This is a genomic window from Nodosilinea sp. LEGE 07088 (genome assembly GCF_015207395.1).
Lineage (GTDB): Bacteria > Cyanobacteriota > Cyanobacteriia > Phormidesmidales > Phormidesmidaceae > Nodosilinea.
Genome location: NZ_JADEWX010000004.1, coordinates 36,003 through 57,348, shown reverse-complemented (window position 1 = coordinate 57,348; position 21,346 = coordinate 36,003). Strand labels below are relative to the sequence as shown.

The 21,346-nt window shown below is 58.4% G+C and carries 17 protein-coding genes; 9 read left to right on the top strand and 8 right to left on the bottom strand.

The window, feature by feature from the left end:
• Positions 1–279: 279 nt before the first annotated feature.
• The 3 genes from murD to IQ254_RS02265 form a co-directional block, all read right to left on the bottom strand.
• Complete coding sequence (gene murD / locus IQ254_RS02275; RefSeq protein ID WP_193963943.1) at positions 280–1,626, bottom strand: UDP-N-acetylmuramoyl-L-alanine--D-glutamate ligase; 1,347 nt, start codon at positions 1,624–1,626, stop codon at positions 280–282.
• 7 nt (positions 1,627–1,633) lie between these two features.
• A complete protein-coding gene (gene glyS, locus IQ254_RS02270; protein WP_193963942.1) occupies positions 1,634–3,769 on the bottom strand; it encodes a glycine--tRNA ligase subunit beta in 2,136 nt (711 codons plus the stop codon).
• Between the two features lie 100 nt (positions 3,770–3,869).
• The gene (locus IQ254_RS02265; RefSeq protein ID WP_193963940.1) at positions 3,870–5,087 is read right to left on the bottom strand and encodes an adenylate/guanylate cyclase domain-containing protein; all 1,218 of its coding nucleotides are present in this window, start codon (positions 5,085–5,087) and stop codon (positions 3,870–3,872) included.
• A gap of 287 nt (positions 5,088–5,374) precedes the next feature.
• Here IQ254_RS02265 and IQ254_RS02260 point away from each other — a divergent pair, with 287 nt between their 5' ends.
• The gene (locus IQ254_RS02260) at positions 5,375–6,259 is read left to right on the top strand and encodes a CPBP family intramembrane glutamic endopeptidase (protein WP_193963938.1); all 885 of its coding nucleotides are present in this window, start codon (positions 5,375–5,377) and stop codon (positions 6,257–6,259) included.
• A 430-nt stretch (positions 6,260–6,689) separates the two neighbouring features.
• Complete coding sequence (locus IQ254_RS02255) at positions 6,690–8,117, top strand: 1-acyl-sn-glycerol-3-phosphate acyltransferase (RefSeq protein WP_193963936.1); 1,428 nt, start codon at positions 6,690–6,692, stop codon at positions 8,115–8,117.
• A 36-nt stretch (positions 8,118–8,153) separates the two neighbouring features.
• On the opposite strand, the gene IQ254_RS02250 is transcribed toward IQ254_RS02255, so the two are convergent.
• Entirely contained in the window at positions 8,154–10,874 is a 2,721-nt protein-coding gene (locus tag IQ254_RS02250; RefSeq protein ID WP_193963934.1) for a glucosidase, read from the bottom strand.
• A gap of 476 nt (positions 10,875–11,350) precedes the next feature.
• Between IQ254_RS02250 and IQ254_RS02245 the strand changes: the two genes are divergently transcribed.
• Complete coding sequence (locus tag IQ254_RS02245; RefSeq protein WP_193963932.1) at positions 11,351–11,863, top strand: DUF1993 domain-containing protein; 513 nt, start codon at positions 11,351–11,353, stop codon at positions 11,861–11,863.
• A 15-nt stretch (positions 11,864–11,878) separates the two neighbouring features.
• Positions 11,879–12,016 carry a hypothetical protein gene (locus tag IQ254_RS02240; protein WP_193963930.1) on the top strand — a complete coding sequence of 46 codons (138 nt, stop codon included), beginning with the start codon at positions 11,879–11,881 and terminating at the stop codon, positions 12,014–12,016.
• Positions 12,017–12,092: 76 nt separating this feature from the next.
• Here IQ254_RS02240 and IQ254_RS02235 read toward each other — a convergent pair whose 3' ends face one another.
• From IQ254_RS02235 to IQ254_RS02225, 3 genes are all read right to left on the bottom strand, one after another.
• Entirely contained in the window at positions 12,093–14,327 is a 2,235-nt protein-coding gene (locus tag IQ254_RS02235; RefSeq protein ID WP_193963928.1) for an NADP-dependent isocitrate dehydrogenase, read from the bottom strand.
• 494 nt (positions 14,328–14,821) lie between these two features.
• Positions 14,822–15,796: an aldo/keto reductase gene (locus tag IQ254_RS02230; RefSeq protein WP_193963926.1), complete on the bottom strand. Its 975-nt coding sequence runs from the start codon at positions 15,794–15,796 to the stop codon at positions 14,822–14,824.
• A 2-nt stretch (positions 15,797–15,798) separates the two neighbouring features.
• Positions 15,799–16,245, bottom strand: coding sequence for a MerR family transcriptional regulator (locus tag IQ254_RS02225; protein ID WP_193963924.1), 447 nt, complete (start codon positions 16,243–16,245; stop codon positions 15,799–15,801).
• 55 nt (positions 16,246–16,300) lie between these two features.
• Here IQ254_RS02225 and IQ254_RS02220 point away from each other — a divergent pair, with 55 nt between their 5' ends.
• Entirely contained in the window at positions 16,301–16,609 is a 309-nt protein-coding gene (locus IQ254_RS02220; protein WP_193963922.1) for a hypothetical protein, read from the top strand.
• Between the two features lie 35 nt (positions 16,610–16,644).
• On the opposite strand, the gene IQ254_RS02215 is transcribed toward IQ254_RS02220, so the two are convergent.
• Complete coding sequence (locus tag IQ254_RS02215) at positions 16,645–17,883, bottom strand: HhoA/HhoB/HtrA family serine endopeptidase (protein ID WP_193963915.1); 1,239 nt, start codon at positions 17,881–17,883, stop codon at positions 16,645–16,647.
• Positions 17,884–18,116: 233 nt separating this feature from the next.
• On the opposite strand from IQ254_RS02215, the gene IQ254_RS02210 reads away from it, so the two are divergent.
• From IQ254_RS02210 to IQ254_RS02195, 4 genes are all read left to right on the top strand, one after another.
• Positions 18,117–19,082, top strand: coding sequence for an aldo/keto reductase (locus IQ254_RS02210; RefSeq protein ID WP_193963913.1), 966 nt, complete (start codon positions 18,117–18,119; stop codon positions 19,080–19,082).
• Between the two features lie 6 nt (positions 19,083–19,088).
• Positions 19,089–19,865, top strand: coding sequence for a DUF6544 family protein (locus tag IQ254_RS02205; RefSeq protein WP_228039973.1), 777 nt, complete (start codon positions 19,089–19,091; stop codon positions 19,863–19,865).
• 283 nt (positions 19,866–20,148) lie between these two features.
• Complete coding sequence (locus IQ254_RS02200) at positions 20,149–20,439, top strand: YkvA family protein (RefSeq protein WP_193963911.1); 291 nt, start codon at positions 20,149–20,151, stop codon at positions 20,437–20,439.
• Positions 20,439–21,290, top strand: coding sequence for a metal ABC transporter permease (locus IQ254_RS02195; RefSeq protein WP_193963910.1), 852 nt, complete (start codon positions 20,439–20,441; stop codon positions 21,288–21,290). The genes IQ254_RS02200 and IQ254_RS02195 overlap by 1 nt, the downstream gene beginning before the upstream one ends.
• Positions 21,291–21,346 lie beyond the last annotated feature (56 nt).

Here is a 21,346-nt window from a genome sequence, read left to right as displayed (position 1 = left end):
CGCCCACGGGCTTTTTTGTGCTGCTATTGTTTCGTCAAGCTTCATTTTTTCGGGATTGCTGAACCTAGCGATGAACCGAAACCCTACTTGGGCAACCCCGCTTCCAAACAGGGATCTTGTAGGGGCATTGCACTGCAATGCCCCTACAACCCGGGTGTAGCCCCATGGAATTCGGTATGAATCAAACATTCAACGCCCCTCGTAGGAGCAAACGGCCGTTTGCCCTATCCAAATTCATGCCTCAGAACAGCAACGCCATTTTTTCGTGGTGAAGTCAGCTTACAAAAATCGCTGGTGGCAGAGCTGGCGAAAGTGTTCGCCCCGCTGCTCAAAATTGGGATACTGATCAAAGCTGGCGCAGGCTGGAGATAGCAACACCACCCTGGCGTTGAGGGTCGGAGCGATTTCAGCGCTACGCTCCACGGCCCGATCCATGGTTTCCACAATCTCGTAGTTGCCATACCCTGCCGTCTCTAGCCGCTGGGCAAACTGAGGGGCGGCATCGCCGATGAGTAACACCTTGGCGACCTGGGCCTGAATGCGTTGCACCCAGGCTGTGTCGTCGCCTTCTTTGGCTTCACCCCCCGCAATCAGCACCGTCGGGGCGGCCACCGATCGCAGCCCCACTTCGGCGGCATCGTAGTTCGTCGCCTTGGAATCATTGATAAAGTCAATGCCCCGCCAGGTGCAGATATGCTCTAGCCGGTGGGGTACCCCAGCAAAGCCGGTCACGCCTGCTGCGATCGCCTCCGTATCGAGGTCAGCCAGGCAGGCCGCCGTCACCGCCAGCAGCAGGTTTTGTCGATTGTGCTCCCCCACCATGCCCAGGGCATCGGCCCGCACAATGGGCAACCCTTCAAATTTAACCCAGCCATCTTCGATATAGGTGCTGGGGCGCAGCGGGGCAACGGCACCTTTCCCGGCACTGCTGGTCCAGTAGGCCGACGGAAAATCCTCTGCCAGGTGCCGACGCAGATAGGGGTCGTCACCGTTGAGCACCGCTAGCTCCGAGCGATGCATCAGGCTGGCCTTGATCTGGGCGTAGTTTTCGACGGTGTGATGGCGCTGGAGATGGTCGGGGGTGAGGGTTGTCCACAGGCCGATCTGGGGGGCCAGGGTCGGGGATGCCTCGATTTGATAGCTGCTCAACTCCGCGATCACCCAGTCGGGCACCGTGGGCTCTAGGGCCAGTTCGCAGGCCGCGTAGCCAATGTTGCCGCAGGCAGGAGCATTGAGCCCAGCCGCCTGAAAAATGGCAGCGGTAAGTGCGGTAGTAGTAGTTTTACCATTGGTGCCGGTAATGCCGACCCAGGGACGATCCTGTAGAAACCGCCAGGCCAGCTCGGTTTCACCGATGACCTCGAGCCCATTCTCCCGAGCCGTTACCAGGGCGGGGCTATCCCAGGGTACGCCGGGGCTTACCACCAGTAGATTGGTGCGGCTGTCGGGCACAAAGCTGTAGTCGAGCAGCACCGTGATGCCTTCCTGACGCAGGCTGTTCTGTTGGGCGGCCAGGGCGGGAGTTGTGCCGCGATCGCTGAGCATCACCGTCCAGCCCTGGCGGTGCAGCAGCCGCGCTGCCGCTACTCCAGACTTCCCTAAACCAATCACGTGGGCATTTTTCATGGCATTGCTACCCTTTGACGATCGCCCCAAAGTCCCCTAGTACCAGGGCGTGGTTGCGCAGCAGGCCCAGCAGGTTGAGGCGATTTTGCCGCACAGCGGGCTGATCGGCCATCACCAAAACGCTATCAGGGCCATCAAAAAAGCCGCTGACCACTGGTGCCACCTGCTCTAGACCCGCCACTAGCTGATCGTAGTTGCGGCTGGCCTGAGCTGCCTGGGTTTGGGGCACCAGGGTTTTGAGTGCCGCCAGCAGGCCGCGCTCAGACTGCGCCTCTAGGGCAGCAGGGGCAATCACCCCCTCGGGGTCAAGCACCTCGGTATCGAGGCTGCCCTGGGAGGCCAGGCGAGTCGCGCGGTTGACGGTCTCATAAACGGCATCCATGCGGCCGCTGCGGCGCATCTCCTGCAAAAACAGGGCCCGATCCTTACCATCTAGCGGGTCCCTGAGCACGCGATCGCCCAGCACCGCGTTGACCAGGTCGTAGTCGATCGCCAGCTCATCCTGTAGCAGCGTCTGCACCCGCTGTAAGAAAAAGTCGTGGAGCTGTTGTTTGAGGCCCTCGGCATCGGCTACCTCCAGGCTAGGGTCCTGGGCAAAGTCCTGTACTACGGTATCGAGCAGCCGGGCCAGGTTGAGGGGCAATCCTGCGACCCAGATGATATTTAAGATCGCGTTAGCCGCCCGCCGCAGGGCAAAGGGGTCAGACGATCCGGTCGGCAGCTGCCCGGTGCTAAAAATGCCCACCAGAGTATCGAGCCGGTCGGCGATGCCCACCACCTGCCCCACCAGCGTCTGGGGTAGAACATCCTGAGCACCCCGAGGCAAGTAGTGCTCGGCAATGGCGGTCGCCACGGCTTCGGGCTCGCCGCTATGGAGGGCATACTTTTGCCCCATCACTCCCTGGAGCTCTGGAAATTCGCCCACCATCTGGGTCACCAAGTCGGCTTTGCAAAGATAAACGGCCCGGCGAATGTGCTGCCGGGGCTGAGCTCCCAAATTGAGCTGGTCGCAGAGGTGATCGGCGACCATGGCAATGCGCTTGACCTTGGCGGCCATGGACCCGAGCCGTTCCTCAAAGGTGACGGTTTCGAGCTTGGCGACAAAGGCATCTAAGGGCTGTGCCCGGTCAGCATCAAAGAAAAACTTACCGTCAGAAAGCCGCGCCCGAATCACCCGGGCATTGCCCTCGGCAATAATGGCATCTTTGCTGGGATCACCGTTGGAAATCGTAATGAAGTAGGGCATTAGCGCCAGGTCGTCGGCACTCTGGCAGAGGGAAAAATAGCGTTGGTGGCTCTCCATCTCAATCACCACCACCTCCGGCGGCAGTTCGAGAAACTCGGGGTCAAATTTGCCCACGACGGCGGTGGGCCACTCCACCAGGTTGGTGACCTCATCCAGCAGGGCGGGCGACATCATCGGCACCCCGCCGAGGGGTTTGGCGGCGGCTTCCACCTGGCGCTGAATCAGCAACCGACGAGCCGCAGGGTCGATTTCGACATAGGCGCTACGGAGAGCCTCAATATAGTCTTGGGCTCGGCCCAGGGGCACTGGTGCCGGGTGCAAGACCCGATGCCCGTGGGAAATGCGATCGCTCTGGCACAGGGTTGACCCATTTTCCAGGGTCACCGGCAGCACGTCGCCATCGAGCAGCGCCACCAGCCAGCGAATGGGGCGCGGAAACCGCAGGTCACCATCGCCCCAGCGCATAAACCGCTTGCCCTCCAGGCCCAAAATCCACTGGGGAATTAGCTCAGCCAAAATCTGGCTAGTGGGCCGCCCCAAAATCGACTGGTTGACAAAGACAAAGGCGCCCTTGTCGGTGTCACGCACCTCCAGGGCAGATAGCTCTACTCCACGCGATCGCGCAAAGCCCACCGCCGCCTGGGTGGGTTGGCCTGCCTTAAACGCCGCTTGGGCGGGGGGGCCCTTCACCTCCTCCTGACGGTCAGGCTGACGGAGGGGTAATCCGTCCAGCAGCATCGCTAGACGACGAGGCGTACCGTAGAAGCGCACTGCCTCAGGGGTCAAGGTCAGCTCAGTCAGCTCAGCCTCAACGCGGGCTTGCCATTGGTCGAGAGCATCGTCTACAAAACTGGCGGGCAGTTCTTCGGTGCCAACTTCCAGCAAAAATGTCGCCATAGATAAAGATATGAATTAACCGTAGATGATCCCTAGCAGCCGAGCAATACCCCTAGAGCGGTACTGGCCCTGCTCCCGAGTTTTTAGCTTCATCAGTTTATCAATCTTTTTGCCCGAGGCCGACGTATTGGTACGTGGTCAAATAGCCATGGCCCTTCACCAGCACCTGATCGGCTTGCTCAAAGGTATAGCGATGCCGCAACCGTTGATAGGTGGCCTCAGTGATCTGAATTTTGCCCGGTATGCCCTGAGATTCCATCCGGCTGGCGATATTGACGGCATCGCCCCAGAGGTCGTAGCTAAATTTCTTGATGCCAATCACGCCCGCCACCACTGGCCCGGTGTTAATGCCAATCCGCAGCTGAAATTCTTGACCATCGTTGCGGGTAATGCGAGTGGCGGCCTCCTGCATAGCCAGGGCCATTTCCATCACCGCCTCAGCGTGATCGGGGCAGGGCAGGGGCATGCCACCGACCACCATGTAGGCATCGCCAATGGTTTTGATCTTTTCGAGCTGGTGTTGTTCGGCTAGGCGGTCAAAGGCCGAAAAGATTTGATTGAGCCAGTTGACCAACTCTAGCGGACTAATTTGAGCGGCCAGGGGGGTAAAGTTGACGATATCAGCAAACAAAATGGTGACATCGTCAAAGCGCTCTGCCAGCGACCCCTCCAGCTGCTTGAGGCGGTCAACCACGGCCCGAGGCAAAATGTTGAGCAGCAATTGCTCAGACTTTTGTTGTTCTAGCCGGAGCGCCTGCTGGGCCTGTTCACGTTCCTGCATTTCCTGCTGAAGCTGGCGATTTTTGGCCTGGAGTAGTTGCGCCTGACGGCGCAGCGCCTTTTGCAGATCGGCCAATAGATTGGTGGCACTCCCCCCCGATACGGCCCGCTGAGCCTGTTGGCGCAGTCGTCGCTGGAGCCGATGGGTGGCTACCTGAGCCCGAATGCGGGCCGCCGCTTCTTCGGCCCAGAGAGTCTGGTCAAGATAGTCAACCACCCCAAATTCAAACGCCCTGAGCCGTCTAGATAGAGCCTGGTCTTGGCCAACGACGGCCACCGCCACCTGGCGAGTTTGGGAGCGCTTTTTGAGGCGATGGCACAATCGCATCGCCGCCGTGTCAAACTGATCAATGGCCAGCAAGATTAAGTCAGGAGGGTTGGTCTCAGCGGCGGCGATGGTGTTGTCTTCACCATTGACCTGAATCACCTGATAACCCGCTGCTTGCAACAGGCCGATTAACTCTGCCAACGGTCCGAGGGAGCTGTCGGCCACTGGTGCCACTAAAATTAGGCCCAGATCTGGCGAAGGTTTGGTCATGAAACCCTGGAGCAAACAATGACAGCCTCCTTACCGTAGCGCTGCCCCGGAGGCATAGAACAGTCGCCGTCAAAGCACCCTAGAGCGTCAGCCTACCGATAGGCATGATCTCATTCGTATCCGCTGCCAGGTAAGAATATGGATTTCCCCTCAGTTAGGCAGCTTGCCTCAGTTATAGCGTTCTCTGAGCATTTCATGATTGAATCGGGAAAAACTCGGCTGAACCTGGCCTGCCAGGTTAGGTTAAAGAGTTAGCCGCATTGTTGCCGGGCACAGGTTTGAGGATTATGGCGTCGTGTAACAATCCGTTTTTGGCTCTCAAGGGCCGACTAATCTTAATAGCTTTTTTCGCGATTTCCATCGGCCTGGCCCTGGTTTTTGGCACCCTGGGTGCTTTAGAAGTGCTCCCCCTCCAAGGGGATGATCCGATCCTGGCCCCTATTCTCTACAGTCTGGTTTTTTTGGGACTGTGCGCCACTATTTTGATTACAGCCCGACGATCGCCCTTAGATCTGGGTGCTTTATTTGGCCCGTGGCCGAGACGGTTGGCCTGGGTACAGCTACTGTGGCTCGTGGTGGGCGTCTTTTTATTTTCGCTGGGCGCTTTTCAGGTGTCTTATCTGGGGTTGTCTTGGGTGGTGCCAGAGTGGGTCGAAGGGGCTCTACAGCAGTCGCTTTCTCTATCTGCCGGTGCCGCTTCTCCAGGTTTATACAATGCTCTGGTGCTGATTTCAGTACTGGTGGTGGCCCCCATTGCCGAGGAGTTTATTTTTCGGGGGGTGCTGCTGCACCGCTGGGCAATAAAGTGGGGGATTCGCCCGGCTATTGTGCTGACCTCAGTGCTGTTTGGACTGTTGCACTCTAATTTAATTGGCCTATTTGCCTTTGGAGTAGTGATGTCATTGCTCTATCTGACGACGCGATCGCTGCTGGTGCCCATTGCCGCCCATGCGATCAATAACGCCATTGCCTCTGCCCTAGACCTTCTTTGGGCTCCACCCACGGCCCCTACGGCCAATACCCTGGCAGAGTTTCGCGCCAGCTGGTGGTTGGGGGTGATCTGTCTGTTGCTGTCGGCTCCCTGGGTACTGCGCTACGTGGTCTACAACTGGCCTGACCGCCAAACCCAGCTGCCGTACTTTGCCAACCAGGGGTGCTCTCAGCCTGAGTGATACCACCGATCTAGGCTGGCTCATCCCCATCGAAAATTGCCCAGGTTCCGTATTTCTCTCGACGTTGCTAGCGACTAAACAAAAGACAATAGATTTAATTCTGAAAGACGCAAGCGGGCTGAGGCCGGCGGCTCACTTGGGGGCATTTGAACCTGAGGCCTGGTCTGTTTGAAAAGCGTTCTTCAGCTAAGGGTGCCTGATCCCAGGGGGCTTTCAGGGGTCAGGCACTTTTTATTTTTGGGGTACGATGGTCAGTGGGCTAGAGTGCGACCAAGGCGGCACGCGAGTGACAGTAGCGAACCCGATCGCAGATGCAGCGTGGTCGGCCCTGGGGTTGAGGCGCTAGCTCTTTGGCAGGGTGCGATCGCCCCTCTGCAATTTACTCTACAGTGAGCTATGGTCACCATCGCCAGCGCTTCGGAGCAACCCATTGGCTAAGCTTAACCGTGCCCAGCCGCCCCTGGGTTTTATTCCCCCTAGCTACAAACCCTGGGTCGTACAAATAGGCTACATGCTTTTGCCCCTAATGCTGCGGCTGCGGCTGCGGCCCTGGCTACCGGCAGGTATTTGGCCAGTCACCTGTGCTAACCCTGAGGTGTTGGCGGAGTGTTATCGGCAGTTTCAGGCGGGCGAGATTCGGCTGATTATGGCCTTTCGCCATAGCCAGGTCGATGACCCCATGTGTCTGTCGTACTTGTTTTCGCGGCTGGTGCCCCGGGCGGCTAGGCAGCGCGGCTTTAAACTCAAACGGCCGCTGCACAGTTTTTTTATGTACGACCGGGGCATGCCCCTGTGGGCGGGGCGCTGGCTGAGCTGGTTTTTTGCCGCCATCGGCGGTATTCCCGTCCACCGGGGGCGTCGACTTGACCTCAAGGCGCTCAAGTCGGTGCGCGAACAGATCATGACCGCTCCGCTGCCGGTGACCATTGCCCCTGAGGGCGCGACCAACGGCTACGGCGAAGTGATTAGCGACCTGGAGCCGGGGACTGCCCAGCTCGCCTTTTGGGCGGTTGAGGATCTGAAAAAGGCCGATCGCCCAGAGCAGGTACTGCTGCTGCCCATAGGCCTGCGCTACCTGTACCCCCGCCCCGACTGGACGGCTCTCCACCGCCTGCTAGCCCGCCTAGAATTGGACTGCGGTCTGCCAGTGCCGTCAGTGGGCCACCCTGCCCCGATGGATACCCAGGCCTACTATCCCCGGCTGCTGGCCCTGGGGCAGCACCTACTGATCTGCCTGGAGCAGTTTTACCAGCGGTTTTACGGCCTGGCCCCCGCCGCCGATGAGGACGGGGATCTCAACCACCCTGGGACCCTGACCCAGCGGCTGAGCCGATTGCTAGACGCCTCCTTGGCGGTGGGAGAGCAGTTCTTTAACCTGTCTAGTACAGGCTCTCTAGTCACTCGCTGCCGTCGCCTTGAAGAAGCCGAGTGGAGCTATGTCTACCGCGAAGACATTGCCGACCTCAGCCAGATCGCGGCGGTGGATCGGGGGTTGGCCGACTGGATGGCGGCGGCCGCGTCGCTGCACACCCGGCACATGCGCCTAGTCGAAAGCTTTGTGGCTGTTTCGGGGGAGTACGTGGCGGAGAAGCCTACGTTTGAACGCTTTGCCGAAACCACTCTGATTCTGTTTGACCTGGTGGAGCGGATTAAGGGTACGCGGGTACCTAAACGTCCTCAGTTGGGCATTCGCCAGGCGGTGATTACCCTGGGCGAGCCGATGAATATCAGCGATCGCTGGCCCGATTACGCGGAGTCGCGGCGATCGGCTAAGGCGGCGGTGGAGACCCTGACCAGCGATATTCAAGCTGCGCTGGAAGCCTTGATTGTTCAGGGCGATCGCCCGCTCAAGGGATGACGTCAGTTTATCCCTAGGCCAGCCACCTGCTCACCCCTAATACTTGGCCAGGGCCCCAGAAGACATGGTGTCGAGCACGGTGTCGGGGGTGAAGTAGCCCAGCGCCTGAATGATGCGGGCCACACAGCCCGTCCAGCCGGTTTGATGGCTGGCCCCAATGCCCGAGCCATCGTCACCGTGGAAGTATTCATAGAACAGAATGAGATCCTGCCAGTGGGGGTCGGTTTGAAACTTCTCGGCCCCGCCGTAGACCGGGCGGCGACCGTTCTCATCTTTGGTGAAGATGCTGACGATGCGCTCGCTGATGCATTTGCTGATCTCAAACAGGGTCTTTTGCTCGCCTGAACCGGTGGGGTACTCCATTGTAAAGTCGTCGCCGTAGTAGCTATAGAGCAGTAGTAATGCCCGCACCAGCAGCAGGTTCACCGGCATCCAGATGGGCCCGCGCCAGTTGGAGTTGCCGCCAAACATGCCGGAGGTCGAGTCGCCGGGCACGTAGCCCACTTTATACTCCTGCCCAGAATGGTAGAAGATGTAGGGGTTGTCTTGGTGAAAGCGGGAGAGGGAGCGAATGCCGTAGTCGCTGAGGAACTCGTTTTCGTCGAGCATGCGGCTGAGCACTTTGCGCAGCTTGTCTTCGTTGAGAATAGACAGCATGCGGCGATCGCGTACGCCAAGCTGGGTGGGCAGATGCACGTTACCGAGCAGTTCGGGGTGGCGCTCAATAAACTTGGTGGCTCGATCGCGAAACCGGGGCAGCTGCTCAAAGGCTTCCTGGGGGAAGACGGCAACGGCCATTAGCGACAGTAGCCCCACCAGCGATCGCACCTTGAGCCGGGTCGAGTTACCGTCGGGCAGGCGCAGCACATCGTAGAAAAAGCCGTCGGCTTCATCCCACAGCTCGTCCTGGTGAATGCCGATGCGATCCATGGCCCCAGCGATCCACATGGTGTGCTCGAAGAACTTGATTGCCAGGTCTTCGTAGAGGGAGTCGTGCAGGGCCAGCTCAATGGCAATCTGAAACATGCGCTGGCTAAAGAACACCATCCACGCCGTACCATCGGCCTGCTCCAGACGGCCCCCGGTGGGCAGCGGCGAGCTGCGGTCAAACACGCCGATGTTGTCGAGGCCGAGGAACCCGCCCTCAAACAGATTGTTGCCGCCCTCGTCTTTGCGGTTGACCCACCAGGTGAAGTTGATCAGCAGCTTCGAGAAGGCATATTTGAGGAATTCGATGTCGCCCTGGCCGTTATTGCGCTCGCGATCGCGCACGTAGATTTCCCAGGTGGCAAAGGCGTGGACCGGCGGGTTGACATCGCCAAAGTTCCACTCGTAGGCCGGGATCTGGCCATTGGGGTGCAGGTAGTCTTCCCGCAGCATCAATAGCAGCTGGTCTTTGGCAAAGTCGGGGTCGATCAGACTGATGGGAATGACGTGAAACGCCAGATCCCAGGCGGCATACCAGGGGTATTCCCACTTGTCGGGCATCGATACAATGTCGTCGTTGAGCATGTGGAACCACTCGCTGTTGCGCACGTGCTGCTTATCTGCCACCGGTGTCCAGGGGGTGACGCCGCGCTCCCGCAGCCACAGGTCGAGGTCGTAGTAAAAGTACTGCTTAGTCCACATCATGCCGGCCAGGGCCTGGCGCATGACATTGGCGCGATCGGCATCTGCCCGCACCGAGGCGGGTATCACCGTGGCGTAGAAATCATCGGCCTCCTGCTTGCGGGCGGCAAACTGCTGGTCAAAATAGTCACCCAGAGGGGCGCCGACCTGGTCGGGAGAGCGTTTTGTCAAGCGCAGCTTAATGACCGTGGTTTCGCCTGCCCCCACGGTGAGCTGGTAGTGGGGAGCAACTTTGGTCCCCACCCCGTCGGGGTTAACCAGTTCGGTCTTGCCATCGACCACACAGTTGTTGATGCCGTCTTTGACGTAGGGGCTGGCGTTAGGGGTACCAAAAACCCGCTCCTCGTTGGTTTCGTTGTCGGTAAATAGCAGCGGCACGCCGGCATCGCAGTAGAAGTAGTAGTCGGTCATAAACTGGGTCAGCGCCGGGTTGGCAATGTGGGCTTGCACCGTGCCGTTGCCCAGGGCCTTGAGCTCGGGCTTATCCCCGGTCTCTAGCCAGGACCAGGTATTGCGAAACCACAGGGTAGGCAGCAGGTGTAGGGGTGCGGCCTCGGTTCCTCGGTTGGCGATGCTGATTTGAATCAGCAGATCTTCGGCGTCGGCCTTGGCGTATTCCACAAACACGTCAAAGTAGCGATCGCGGTCAAAAATTCCCGTATCGAGCAGCTCGTATTCCGGCTCGTAGCGGCTGCGGCTGGCATTGGTGCTGACCAGGTCGGCGTAGGGGAACTCGGCCTGGGGATACTTGTACAGGTACTTCATGTAGGAGTGGGTGGGGGTACTGTCTAGGTAGAAGTAGTACTCCTTCACGTCTTCGCCGTGGTTACCCTCGCTGTTGGTGAGGCCAAACAACCGCTCTTTAAGAATGGGGTCTTGACCGTTCCACAGGGCCAGGGCAAAGCACAGCAGGTTGTGGTCGTCGGTGACGCCGCCGAGGCCGTCTTCGCCCCAGCGGTAGGCTCGCGATCGCGCCTGGTCGTGGGGAAAGTAGGCCCAGGCATTGCCGTCGGTGCTGTAGTCTTCGCGCACGGTGCCCCACTGGCGCTCGCTCAGGTAGGGCCCCCACTTTTGCCAGGGGGCAATCTGGGCGCGGATCTCGGCTAGGCGGTTGGCTTCTGCGGTCACGGTGCTTATCCTGCTGGCGAAAGTAGCTAGATTTTTGCCTGATCCCCAGCGGGGCCTAAGAATCCTCAAAAAAATTTAAACCCAGGGAGTAGGCTAAGCATCACCTTCTCTAAACTTCCTATGAAATTCCTATGAAATTCCTAGGGTTAGCACCTAAATTAGCGGTTTAAACTCCATCGACCTCGGCGGCAGTTCAACTCGATTCTAAGGGTCAGGAATAGGCTCTATAGCTCTTCGGTATTCCTTCCTGAGTCCTTACTTTTATTGCTCACCGCCTAGTCACTCGACAAATATTGGGCGTAGTGCCGTTACTGGCGGTAAGTGCATGTCTGTTACTCAATCCCCAGTGGCAGGGGAGCCGATCGATGGTGGGGCCCAGTCTGGCGGTGGTAGGTATGGCCATTTTGCTGTTTAGCATCTAATCGGCCTGGCATTCAGAGCTATGCTGCATGAGATAAGTCTTGATGGAGTGCACCATGCAAAATCGAACGATCGATTCCATCCAAACCCTCTTCCAGAGCCGTTTGACCACGCTTGAGCAGCTCTTGAAGGCAGCTCAAACTCATTTCAGCGGTAGCGAGGCGTTCCTGCAAAAGCGCATTGCGGCTGATATGCTGCCCTGCGGCACCCAGATTGCGTTTACCTGCAATCAGCCACGCAACTTTGCTCTGTGGTGTGACGGCAAACCGATGGATAACCTGGATCCGGAAGTCAAATCTCTGGCGCAGGCCTACGAGCACATCTCGAACACTAAGGAACTTCTTTCAGAAATCAACGCCGAAGACGCAAAGCTAGCTGACGTTACCCGTATCGACTTAGCTCAAAACCTCTATGCTGAGCTGTCGGGTAGCCGCTATGTGGACGACTTTCTGATGCCAAACTTTTATTTTCATCTGGTCACCGCCTACGACATTCTCCGGATGGCGGGTGTCCCCATTGGCAAGAAGGATTACATGATGCACTTGGTGCCCTTCCTGAGGCAAACGTGATCAAGCCCTGCCTATGTGCCCAGCCTGCTTTACCCCAACCCTTCAGGGGAAGGGCAAGGAAATCAGGTGGTGCAAACACTGACCAACAGCGCTAAATTTTTCGAGTTTGGGGTGGTCACCGCTCAGAGTGATATGTTTTTGACTCCCCAGTAGTCCCGAATACGCTGAGCAAAGGCATCCGCCGAGGCTAAATTGGTCAGGCTCAACGTTGCTCCCGGCAGTAGCCGCGTTATGGTTCATTGACGGTCAGTGACGCATTTAAGGTGGCGCTGGGTCGCATGGCCTTACTCGCCTTTTCAAAATCGGGGAAATAGTAGCCCCCGATATCGACGGGGTCTCCTTGGGCGGCAGTCAGCTCAGCGGCGATCGCCGCTTCTTTTTCAGCTAGCTGCTGGGCCAGGGGCGCAAAGGCGGCCTTCAGTTCGGGGTTGGTATCCTGTTCTGCTAAGGCTTGGGCCCAATACAGCGCCAGGTAGAAATGGCTACCCCGATTATCAATCTCATTGACTTTGCGCGAGGGAGCCTTGCCTGACTCCAAATATTTGCTGTTGGCTACGTCCAGAGCCGCTGCCAGGGCGATCGCCTTGGCGTTGTTGGTCTTGTGGCCAATCTCCTCTAAGGCCACCGCCAGGGCTAAAAATTCGCCGAGGGAATCCCAGCGGAGATGGCCTTCGCGCAAAAACTGCTGCACATGTTTGGGGGCCGAGCCGCCTGCGCCGGTTTCAAACAGACCGCCACCCGCTAATAACGGCACAATGGAGAGCATCTTGGCGCTAGTGCCCAGCTCCAGAATGGGGAACAAATCGGTGAGGTAGTCTCGCAGCACGTTGCCGGTTACAGAAATCACGTCGTTACCGGCTTTGATCTGTTCACAGGTAAAGGTCATCGCCGCCACCGGGGGCAAAATTTTAATGTCTAAGCCTGTCGTATCGTGCTGGGGCAGGTATTGATTGACCTTGGCAATCAGGTTGGCATCGTGGGCGCGGTTTGGGTCGAGCCAAAACACGGCGGGAGCCCCCGTTGCCCTGGCCCGGTTCACCGTCAGCTTTACCCAGTCTTGAATTGGCACATCTTTGGTCTGGCACAGGCGCCAGATATCGCCCTTCTCGACGGCATGCTCCATCAGTGCCGTGCCCGTGCCATCCACCACTCGCACCGTTCCGGCAGCGGGAATTTCAAAGGTTTTGTCGTGGGAGCCGTATTCTTCGGCTTTTTGGGCCATTAACCCCACGTTGGCGACATTCCCCATGGTGGTCACATCAAAGGCACCGTGTTGCTGGCAAAACTGGATGCAAGCCTGGTACATGGTGGCATAGGAGCGATCGGGGATCATCGCCTTCATGTCGTGGAGTTGCCCATCGGGCCCCCACATTTGGCCCGAAGAGCGAATCGCGGCGGCCATGGATGCGTCGATGATGACGTCGCTGGGGACGTGGAGATTGGTGATGCCCTGATCGGAATTCACCATGGCTAACTTAGGCCGCTTGGCATAGGTCGCTTGAATGTCGGCTTCAATCGCGCTGCGCTGCGCCTCTGGCAGGGCTTGAATCTTGGCGTAGAGATCGCCCAGGCCATGGTTGGGGTTCACCCCCAATGCTGCGAAGGTGTCGGCATATTTCGTGAAGACATCCTCGAAATACACCGTCACGGCATGGCCAAACAAAATCGGGTCAGACACCTTCATCATCGTGGCCTTGACGTGCAGCGACAGCAAAATATCCGCCGCCGTGGCCGCTTCTATCTCCCGTCGATAAAACGATCGCAGCGCCGCCACGCTCATGACGGCGGCATCGATCACTTCTCCAGTCAGGACTGGGGTCTTCTCTTTTAGCACCGTGGTGCTGCCATCGGCCCCGACCAGCTCGATTTTGACCGCGCCATCGGCCTCAATCACCACCGATTGTTCACTGCCGTAGAAATCGTCGCTATCCATGTGGGCGACGTGGGTTTTAGAGTCAGGAGACCAAGCCCCAACCGAGTGGGGATGCTTTTGGGCGTCCTGTTTCACGGCTGCCGCCACGCGGCGATCGGAGTTGCCTTCCCGCAGCACGGGGTTAACCGCACTGCCAAGTACTTTGGCGTAGCGCTGCTTGATGTCAGCTTCGGTCGCCGTCTTGGGCTCAGCCGGGTAGTCGGGCACATGGTAGCCCTTGGCCTGCAACTCTTTGATGGCGGCATCTAGCTGGGGAATCGAAGCGCTAATGTTAGGCAGCTTAATAATATTGGCGTCGGGTGTTTGAGTTAGCTCGCCCAAGAGCGCTAGGGCATCGGGCTGTTGCTGCTCAGGCGTAAGGTAGTCGGGGAAATTGGCGATGATCCGGCCCGCTAGGGAAATATCCTGGGTTTCAACCGTGACATTGGCGGCCCCGGCAAAGGCCTGAACAATGGGCAAAAATGAATAGGTGGCAAGGGCTGGCGCTTCATCGGTCAAGGTGTAGATGATTTTGGCTGATGACTCGGTCATAAATTCCACCCTACAAGGTTCACGTGTCCATCCGGCAAGGCTCGGTTAGGCACCCTGGACTGGTCTCTGGCACGTCAGCGAGCCGCGGAAAGACGGCCCTATAGTCCCCGGCAGAGAGGCCTTGCCACGGTACCAAAGCCTTTCCCAGACTAAGGCTCAGCAAAGGCTAGTTCATCCTACGGCAGAATGCCATTTTGATCTATCGAGAAAATAACAAACTGAGAAATACGCCTGTGGTATCGAGGCGATCGCATTATGCCCATGGCCAAAAAGTAGCTAAAATATCAAAACTCTGGATTAGCTCGATGGCTCAACTGGCTGGAGAAGTACTGGAGGGGCGATCGCTACAGCCAATCAACGTCATTTCTGAATCGTTTCAAAGACCGACCTATCGGTCTCGATAGAGTTAATTAAATCGAGACGAAAAAACAGCTCTAGCCTTAGGAGGTAGAGCTGAGAAAATAGTGGCTGAACTCAAAAAACAGCTGATTGAGCTAGCGGTTAACGGTGCTCATGTCAGCATAGCGATCGCCCACCGCCACCCCCTGAGGGGCTACCGCATTGAGGCGATCTAGCTCTGCCTGGGAGAGGGTAATCTCCACCGCCGCCACATTTTCTTCCAAATACCGGCGGCGCTTGGTGCCTGGGATGGGGACGATATCGTCGCCCTGGGCCAGCAACCAGACCAGGGCCAGTTGGGCTGGCGTGACACTCTTTGCGGCGGCAATTGCTTTCACCTTTTCCACCACATCCAGGTTTTTGGCAAAGTTCTCACCCTGAAAGCGGGGTGAATGGCGGCGATAGTCGTCGTCGGCAAAGTCGTCGGGGCTCTGGAAAGCCCCGGTCAAAAAGCCTCGCCCTAAAGGGCTGTAGGACACAAAGCCAATGCCCAGCTCGCGCACCGTGGGCAAAATTTTGTCCTCAGGTTCGCGGCTCCAGAGGGAGTATTCCGTTTGCAGGGCGGTGATCGGGTGTACGGCGTGGGCGCGGCGCAGGGTGTCTGGGGCGGCCTCCGACATGCCCAGGTAGCGAACTTTGCCGGCCTGCACCAGCTCGGCCATCGCCCCAATGGTGTCTTCGATGGGCACGGTGGGGTCAACCCGATGCTGATAGTAGAGGTCGATGACGTCAACCCCCAGCCGCTTCAGCGAGGCGTCACAGCATTGTTTTACGTACTCAGGTTTGCCGTTAACGCCCGCCCAGCCGCCCTCGGCGGTGCGCACGTTGCCAAATTTGGTGGCCAGCACCACTCGGTCGCGGCGATCGCGAATGGCTCGCCCCACCAGCTCCTCATTGGTAAAGGGGCCGTACATGTCGGCGGTATCGAGAAAGTTGACCCCTAGCTCCAGGGCCCGGTGCAAGGTGGCGATCGCCTCTGCCTGATCGCGGCCACCGTAGAACTCTGACATGCCCATGCAGCCGAGACCAATAGCGGAGAGGTCTAATTGACCTAATTTACGGGTTTTCATGGTTAAACTCCTGGTTCTGGAAAAATTGCTTTCACGGCAGTTATGCCATTGGGGTTTGATGGGTTGAGTGAGTCATTGAGGTTAGCCTCTAGCTCTGAGTAGTGCTGAATCTTCCAGTCGATGACGGCCAGGTTGTCTTGAAGCTGTTGAATTTGGGCCAAAACCGCTTCGCGGTGGCCCATCAAAATTTGCCGTCGGGTGTGGAACCCGGAGTCGGGATGCGATCGCACCAGCTCCGCGTACTGCTGCATCTGACGAATTGGCATACCCGTTAGCCGCAGCCGGTTCAAAAACTCGATCCAGCGCAGGTCGTGAGCTGAGTAACGACGATGGCCGTTGCGACTGCGCCCAACCGGGGCAATTAGGTCGCAGCGTTCGTAGTAGCGCAGGGTATGCACGCTCAGACCGGTGGCCGCAGCGACCTGCTGAATGGTGAGTTGCTGTTCCATAACTGCACCTTAGGAGTTAGAGCGCACTCTAAGTCAAGCAGAAATTTCCCAGCTCGTGGGCACTTTCCACGGGTTTGTGGCAGTGCTATCGCGCCCCAGGCTGCTGCTGCTGTGGCAGGGAACCGTCCTCTGGTTGGCGATCGCCAGTTGGTTGATCGTGGTCGCCGCCACCAAAACGCCCCGGCGCTGGCAACTGGGGCTGGTGGCACTGGCCACGGCCAAGCTGGTGTTGTCCTTGGCGGCCCGTACCACCCCTGCCGCATCGCAGCATCAACGCTTTGGCCCTGGTAAAACAGGGCTGAGATCAAAGCCGCACCCCTTCTCCCGAGGCCATAATAACCAGCCTCTAGGGGCGTTGGCGTAGCCGTGTCAGAGACGTTATGGCATTCGCCCTCATCCTTAATTCTGGGTCGGCAGCGCCCCGGGCTGTACGGCGATCGTTTCGGTCTGGCCATTGCGCTTGAGCTCAAGGGTTAGACGGCTGTTGAGCTGGGTGCCCTCGACGAGTTTTTGCACCGCCTCCGCCTCGGTAATGGCCTGGCCATCGATCTGTTGAATCACGTCTCCGGCCCGCAATCCGGCTTTGGCGGCGGGCGAATCGGGCACAACGCGGGCAATCAGCACGCCCTGCTCGTCCTCAACGGTGAGGCTGCTGTTGGGGTCATCGTTGATCTGCTGCTTCACCTCGGGGCTGAGCGTTACCATTTGAATGCCCAGGTAGGCATGATCGACCTTGCCCTCGGTGGCCAATTGGTCGGCGATCTGCTGCACCCGGTTGATGGGAATGGCAAAGCCAATGCTCTGGGCACCTTGGATGATGGCGGTGTTCATGCCGATCACCTGGCCCTCGGCGTTGAGCAGCGGGCCACCGGAGTTGCCGGGGTTAATGGCGGCATCGGTTTGAATGAAATCGACCCGTTTGTCGGGCACGCCCACCTGGTCACTCGATCGCCCGGTGGCGCTGACGATGCCAGCGGTGACGGTGTTATCGAGGCCCAGGGGGTTGCCGATCGCGATCGCCCATTCGCCGGGGTTGATCTGGTCTGAGTTGCCCACATTGACCGTGGGCAGATCGTTGGCCTCGACCTGAATGACGGCCACATCGGTGACCGCATCTGCGCCCAGCACCCGACCTTCAAGGCTGCGGCCATCTTTGAGCGTCACGGTTACGGTGTCAGCACCATCGACGACGTGGGCGTTGGTAATGATGCGACTGCCGCTGGTGATGAACCCTGACCCGACGCCACTTTCAGTGTGCTCATTGGGCATGCTGGGCATTTGGTTGCCAAAAAACTGGCGCAACATAGGGTTGTTGAAGGCCTCGGGTAGTTGGGTCGCAACGGTGCGGCTGGCGTCAATGCGCACCACCGCTGGGCCCACCTGGTTGACGATGTTTTCAATGAAGTTGGCATCCGTGCTGGCGACCAGTAGAGCGCTGGATCGGCTGGGGGTCGGGGCCAGCTCAGCTGCTGGATTATCGACAACGGGGCGATCGCGGCCAACCCCCAGGCCGTAGCCTACCCCTGTGGCCAGCCCTGCGCCCAGTAGTACCAGGGCCGCTGCCCCACCGAGCTGCTTCGCCAAGGGCGATCGGGGCGTAGACTTGTCGTAATCATTAGTGAGTGAATGGGTTGCCATAGTGCATCTTCCTGAAGAAATTAGCGGTGTAGGTCATACCCGCTGGGGCTAAATCACTAATCTAGGCAACCGGTGTGGCGATTCTATGGCAAGGGGTTGACAATGCTGTCTTTGCGGTCAGATCAGACGAGGGTAATCTCAATTTCTTGTCTGCCAATGGTACAGCAGGGGCTACAATCTCCAGAACACCAGGCTTTTATGGATAAATTGCAGTCTTATCAGGGCGCTTAGGTATGGAAACTCGCAAGCTGGGCAAAACTGATATCGAGATTACCCCGCTGATTTTTGGTACCTGGCAGGCGGGCAAGAGCGGCTGGGTCGGTATCGAAGACCAGGATGTGATTGACGCCATGCGGGCGGCGCTGGATGCGGGGATAACGACCTTTGACACAGCGGAGGTCTACGGCAATGGCTATTCGGAGGAACTCGTCGGCAAAGCCCTGGGGGAGCGGCGCGATCGCACCGTCCTGGCCACCAAAGTCTTTGCCAACCACCTCAAGCCCGACCAGGTGATCGAGGCCTGTGAAAACTCCCTGAGGCGGCTGCAGACCGATGTGATCGACCTGTACCAGATCCACTGGCCATCGGGGGCGTTCAAGAGCGAGATTGTGCCCATGGTTGAGACCATGGGGGCAATGAACCAGCTTAAGGAGCAGGGCAAGATTCGGGCGATCGGGGTGTCGAACTTCTCCACAGCGCAGCTGGTCGAGACCATGGCCTATGGCCGCATCGACAGTCTCCAGCCGCCCTACTCCCTATTTTGGCGCGGGGTCGAGGCCGAGCTTTTGCCCTACTGCATAGAGAATGAGGTGACCCTTCTGGCCTATTCGTCGCTGGCGCAAGGGCTGCTGACCGGTAAGTTTGGCCCCGACCACCAGTTCCCCAAGGAGGATGTGCGCAGCAAAAACAAGCTATTTCAGCCGCCGCTGTACGGCAGAGCCCAGGCTGCTTTAGCTCAACTCCGACCGATCGCCGATCGCCACCACACCACCCTGGGCAACCTGGCCCTGGCCTGGCTGATCGCCCAGCCCCAGACCACGGCGATTGTCGGCGCGCGTAACGTTGAGCAGGCAAAGGAAAATGCTCAGGCCGGGGCGATTTCGCTATCTGCTGCCGATCTGGTCGAAATCGACGCCATCAGCCGCACCGTGACTGACTATCTGCCCGATGACCCGGTGATGTGGAACTTTAGCGAGTAGAGAGCGATGACTGCGGCGACATCTACTTCCCTCAAGGCGCTGTGGCGCTCGGTTCAAGGCCAGAACCAGGTGTTTGAGGCAGCGGCGATCGCCCCCTTACCCCCGGTGGCACGGCGATATCTGGAGCATGCGATTGCCCCCAATACACCCCTCGCCACCGCCGTTCGGCTGCGCATGCATGGGCAGATCAAGCTCAAGGCCTGGTCACCCTTCCGCGCCGAGCAGGTAATTTACCCCCAGCGAGGCCTGATCTGGCAGGCCACGGCCTGGGTGCAGGGGTTGCCAATTCTAGGAAGCGATCGCCTGGTCGATGGAGATGGAGCCATGCGGTGGAAGCTGCTGGGATTGATGCCCGTCATGGTAGCCGATGGCCCCGACATGACCCGCTCCGCCATTGGCCGCCTGCTGGGGGAGCAGATCTGGCTACCGTCCGCTTTGCTAAAGCCTGGGGTTATCTGGAGCGACCTGAGCGAGACCCAGACCCAGGCCTCAGTGAGCTATGGCGCAGAGACCACCAACCTGATATTGACGGTGGATGTTGCCGGGCGGCTACAGAGCATCAGCTTTAATCGCTGGGGCAACCCTGACGATACCGAGCATCGCTACGTCGCCTTTGGCGGCTATATGGAGCAAGAATCGACCTTTGGCGGCTACACCATTCCCACCCAGTTTCGAGTGGGGTGGTATTTTGGCGGCGATTCTCTGCCCGAGACGCGGCGCGATCGCTTCGAGTCAGAAGGAGAATTCTTTCGAGCCACCCTCGACAGCGCTCAATATCAGTAAGCCGAATCAGTAAGCCGAATCCTGGGAATAGGGGCTGAAAATTTTCTCAAGATTCTATGGTTTACCTACGTTCAGGGAATACGCTGGGCAACCCCTCGCTGAGCAATCTATGGCCCCCAAGGCTGATTGTTTCGAGATTGATTGGAGCCAGGCTGGGCAGCATTATAGACATTCAGACAGCGTTCCAGAAAGCGCCTAGGGCAGGGGACAGGGCCAAAATCGCCAATCCAAAATCTAAAATAGTCGTAAGATACCTCTGCCTCCCAATCATCCCCCCTGGCCTATGAAAATTCCATTTTTTAGCCGTTTCTACAATGCTCTTCTAAAGCATCCCCGCTACCGCTGGGTGGTGATGGGGGCCTCGCTGCTCTACCTGGTTAGCCCGATCGACTTTTCTCCTGACTTGATTCCCATCGTCGGCTGGATTGACGACGGTGTCGTGGCCACCCTTCTGGCTACCGGCATTACCCAGGTACTGCTCGATCGCCGCCAGACCATGAAAGAGCAAAGGGCGCTGGGTGACTCTGCGGATATCGATGTTGCTGCCCTGCCCGCAGATGCTGAGCAATTGTGATGGATTGGCTTTTAGACCCCCTCAGCTACGACTTCATGCGCCAGGCGCTGGTGGCCAGCCTGTTGGTGGGCATGCTCTGCCCGGTTATCGGTACCTACCTGATCGTGCAGCGCATGGCCATGCTGGGGGACGTGGTGGCCCACGGGGTGCTGCCGGGGCTGGCGATCGCCAGCTTTTTCAACCTCCCCATCCTCATTGGAGCCTTCACCTGCGGCCTCTTCAGCACCTTCGTCATCACCTGGATTCGCACCCAGTCGCGGATTAAGGCCGACACCGCCATGGCCATTACCTTCTCCACGTTTTTCTCATTGGGAATTACCCTGCTGACCCTATTGGGTAGCCGGGTTTCCCTAGAGCAGCTGCTCTTTGGCGACATTCTCAGCATCAACGCCGCCGATGTCTGGCAAATTGCCGCCATTGCCGCGCTGGTGCTGATTGGGGTGGGCCTGTTTTACAAAGAGCTGTTGTTTGTCACCTTCGACCCCTTGGGGGCCGAGGCCTTGGGGTTACCCGTCCATCGCATCAATATCGGTCTGATGGCCGCCATTACCCTGGCCATCATCGCGGGGATCAAAACCGTTGGCGTCATTCTGGTGGTGGCCCTGATGATTGGCCCGGCTGCGACCGCCTACCTGCTGGTCACCGAACTCCACTGGATGATGCTGCTCGGGGCGGCCCTCGGGGTGCTGTTTGGGGTCGTGGGCATGTACGGCAGCTACTATTTAGATATTCCATCCGGGCCTGCGATCGGGTTGACTGTGTTTGCGGGGTTTTTGCTGGCGCTACTGTTTAGCCCCCGCCAGGGTATTGTGACCCGCCGCCTACAGCGATGGCCTATGGGATCACGCTAGTGCCAGCCCTACCCCGCTAGGTCGCAGGGTGGCAAACCCAGCCGCCCAGTGATGGC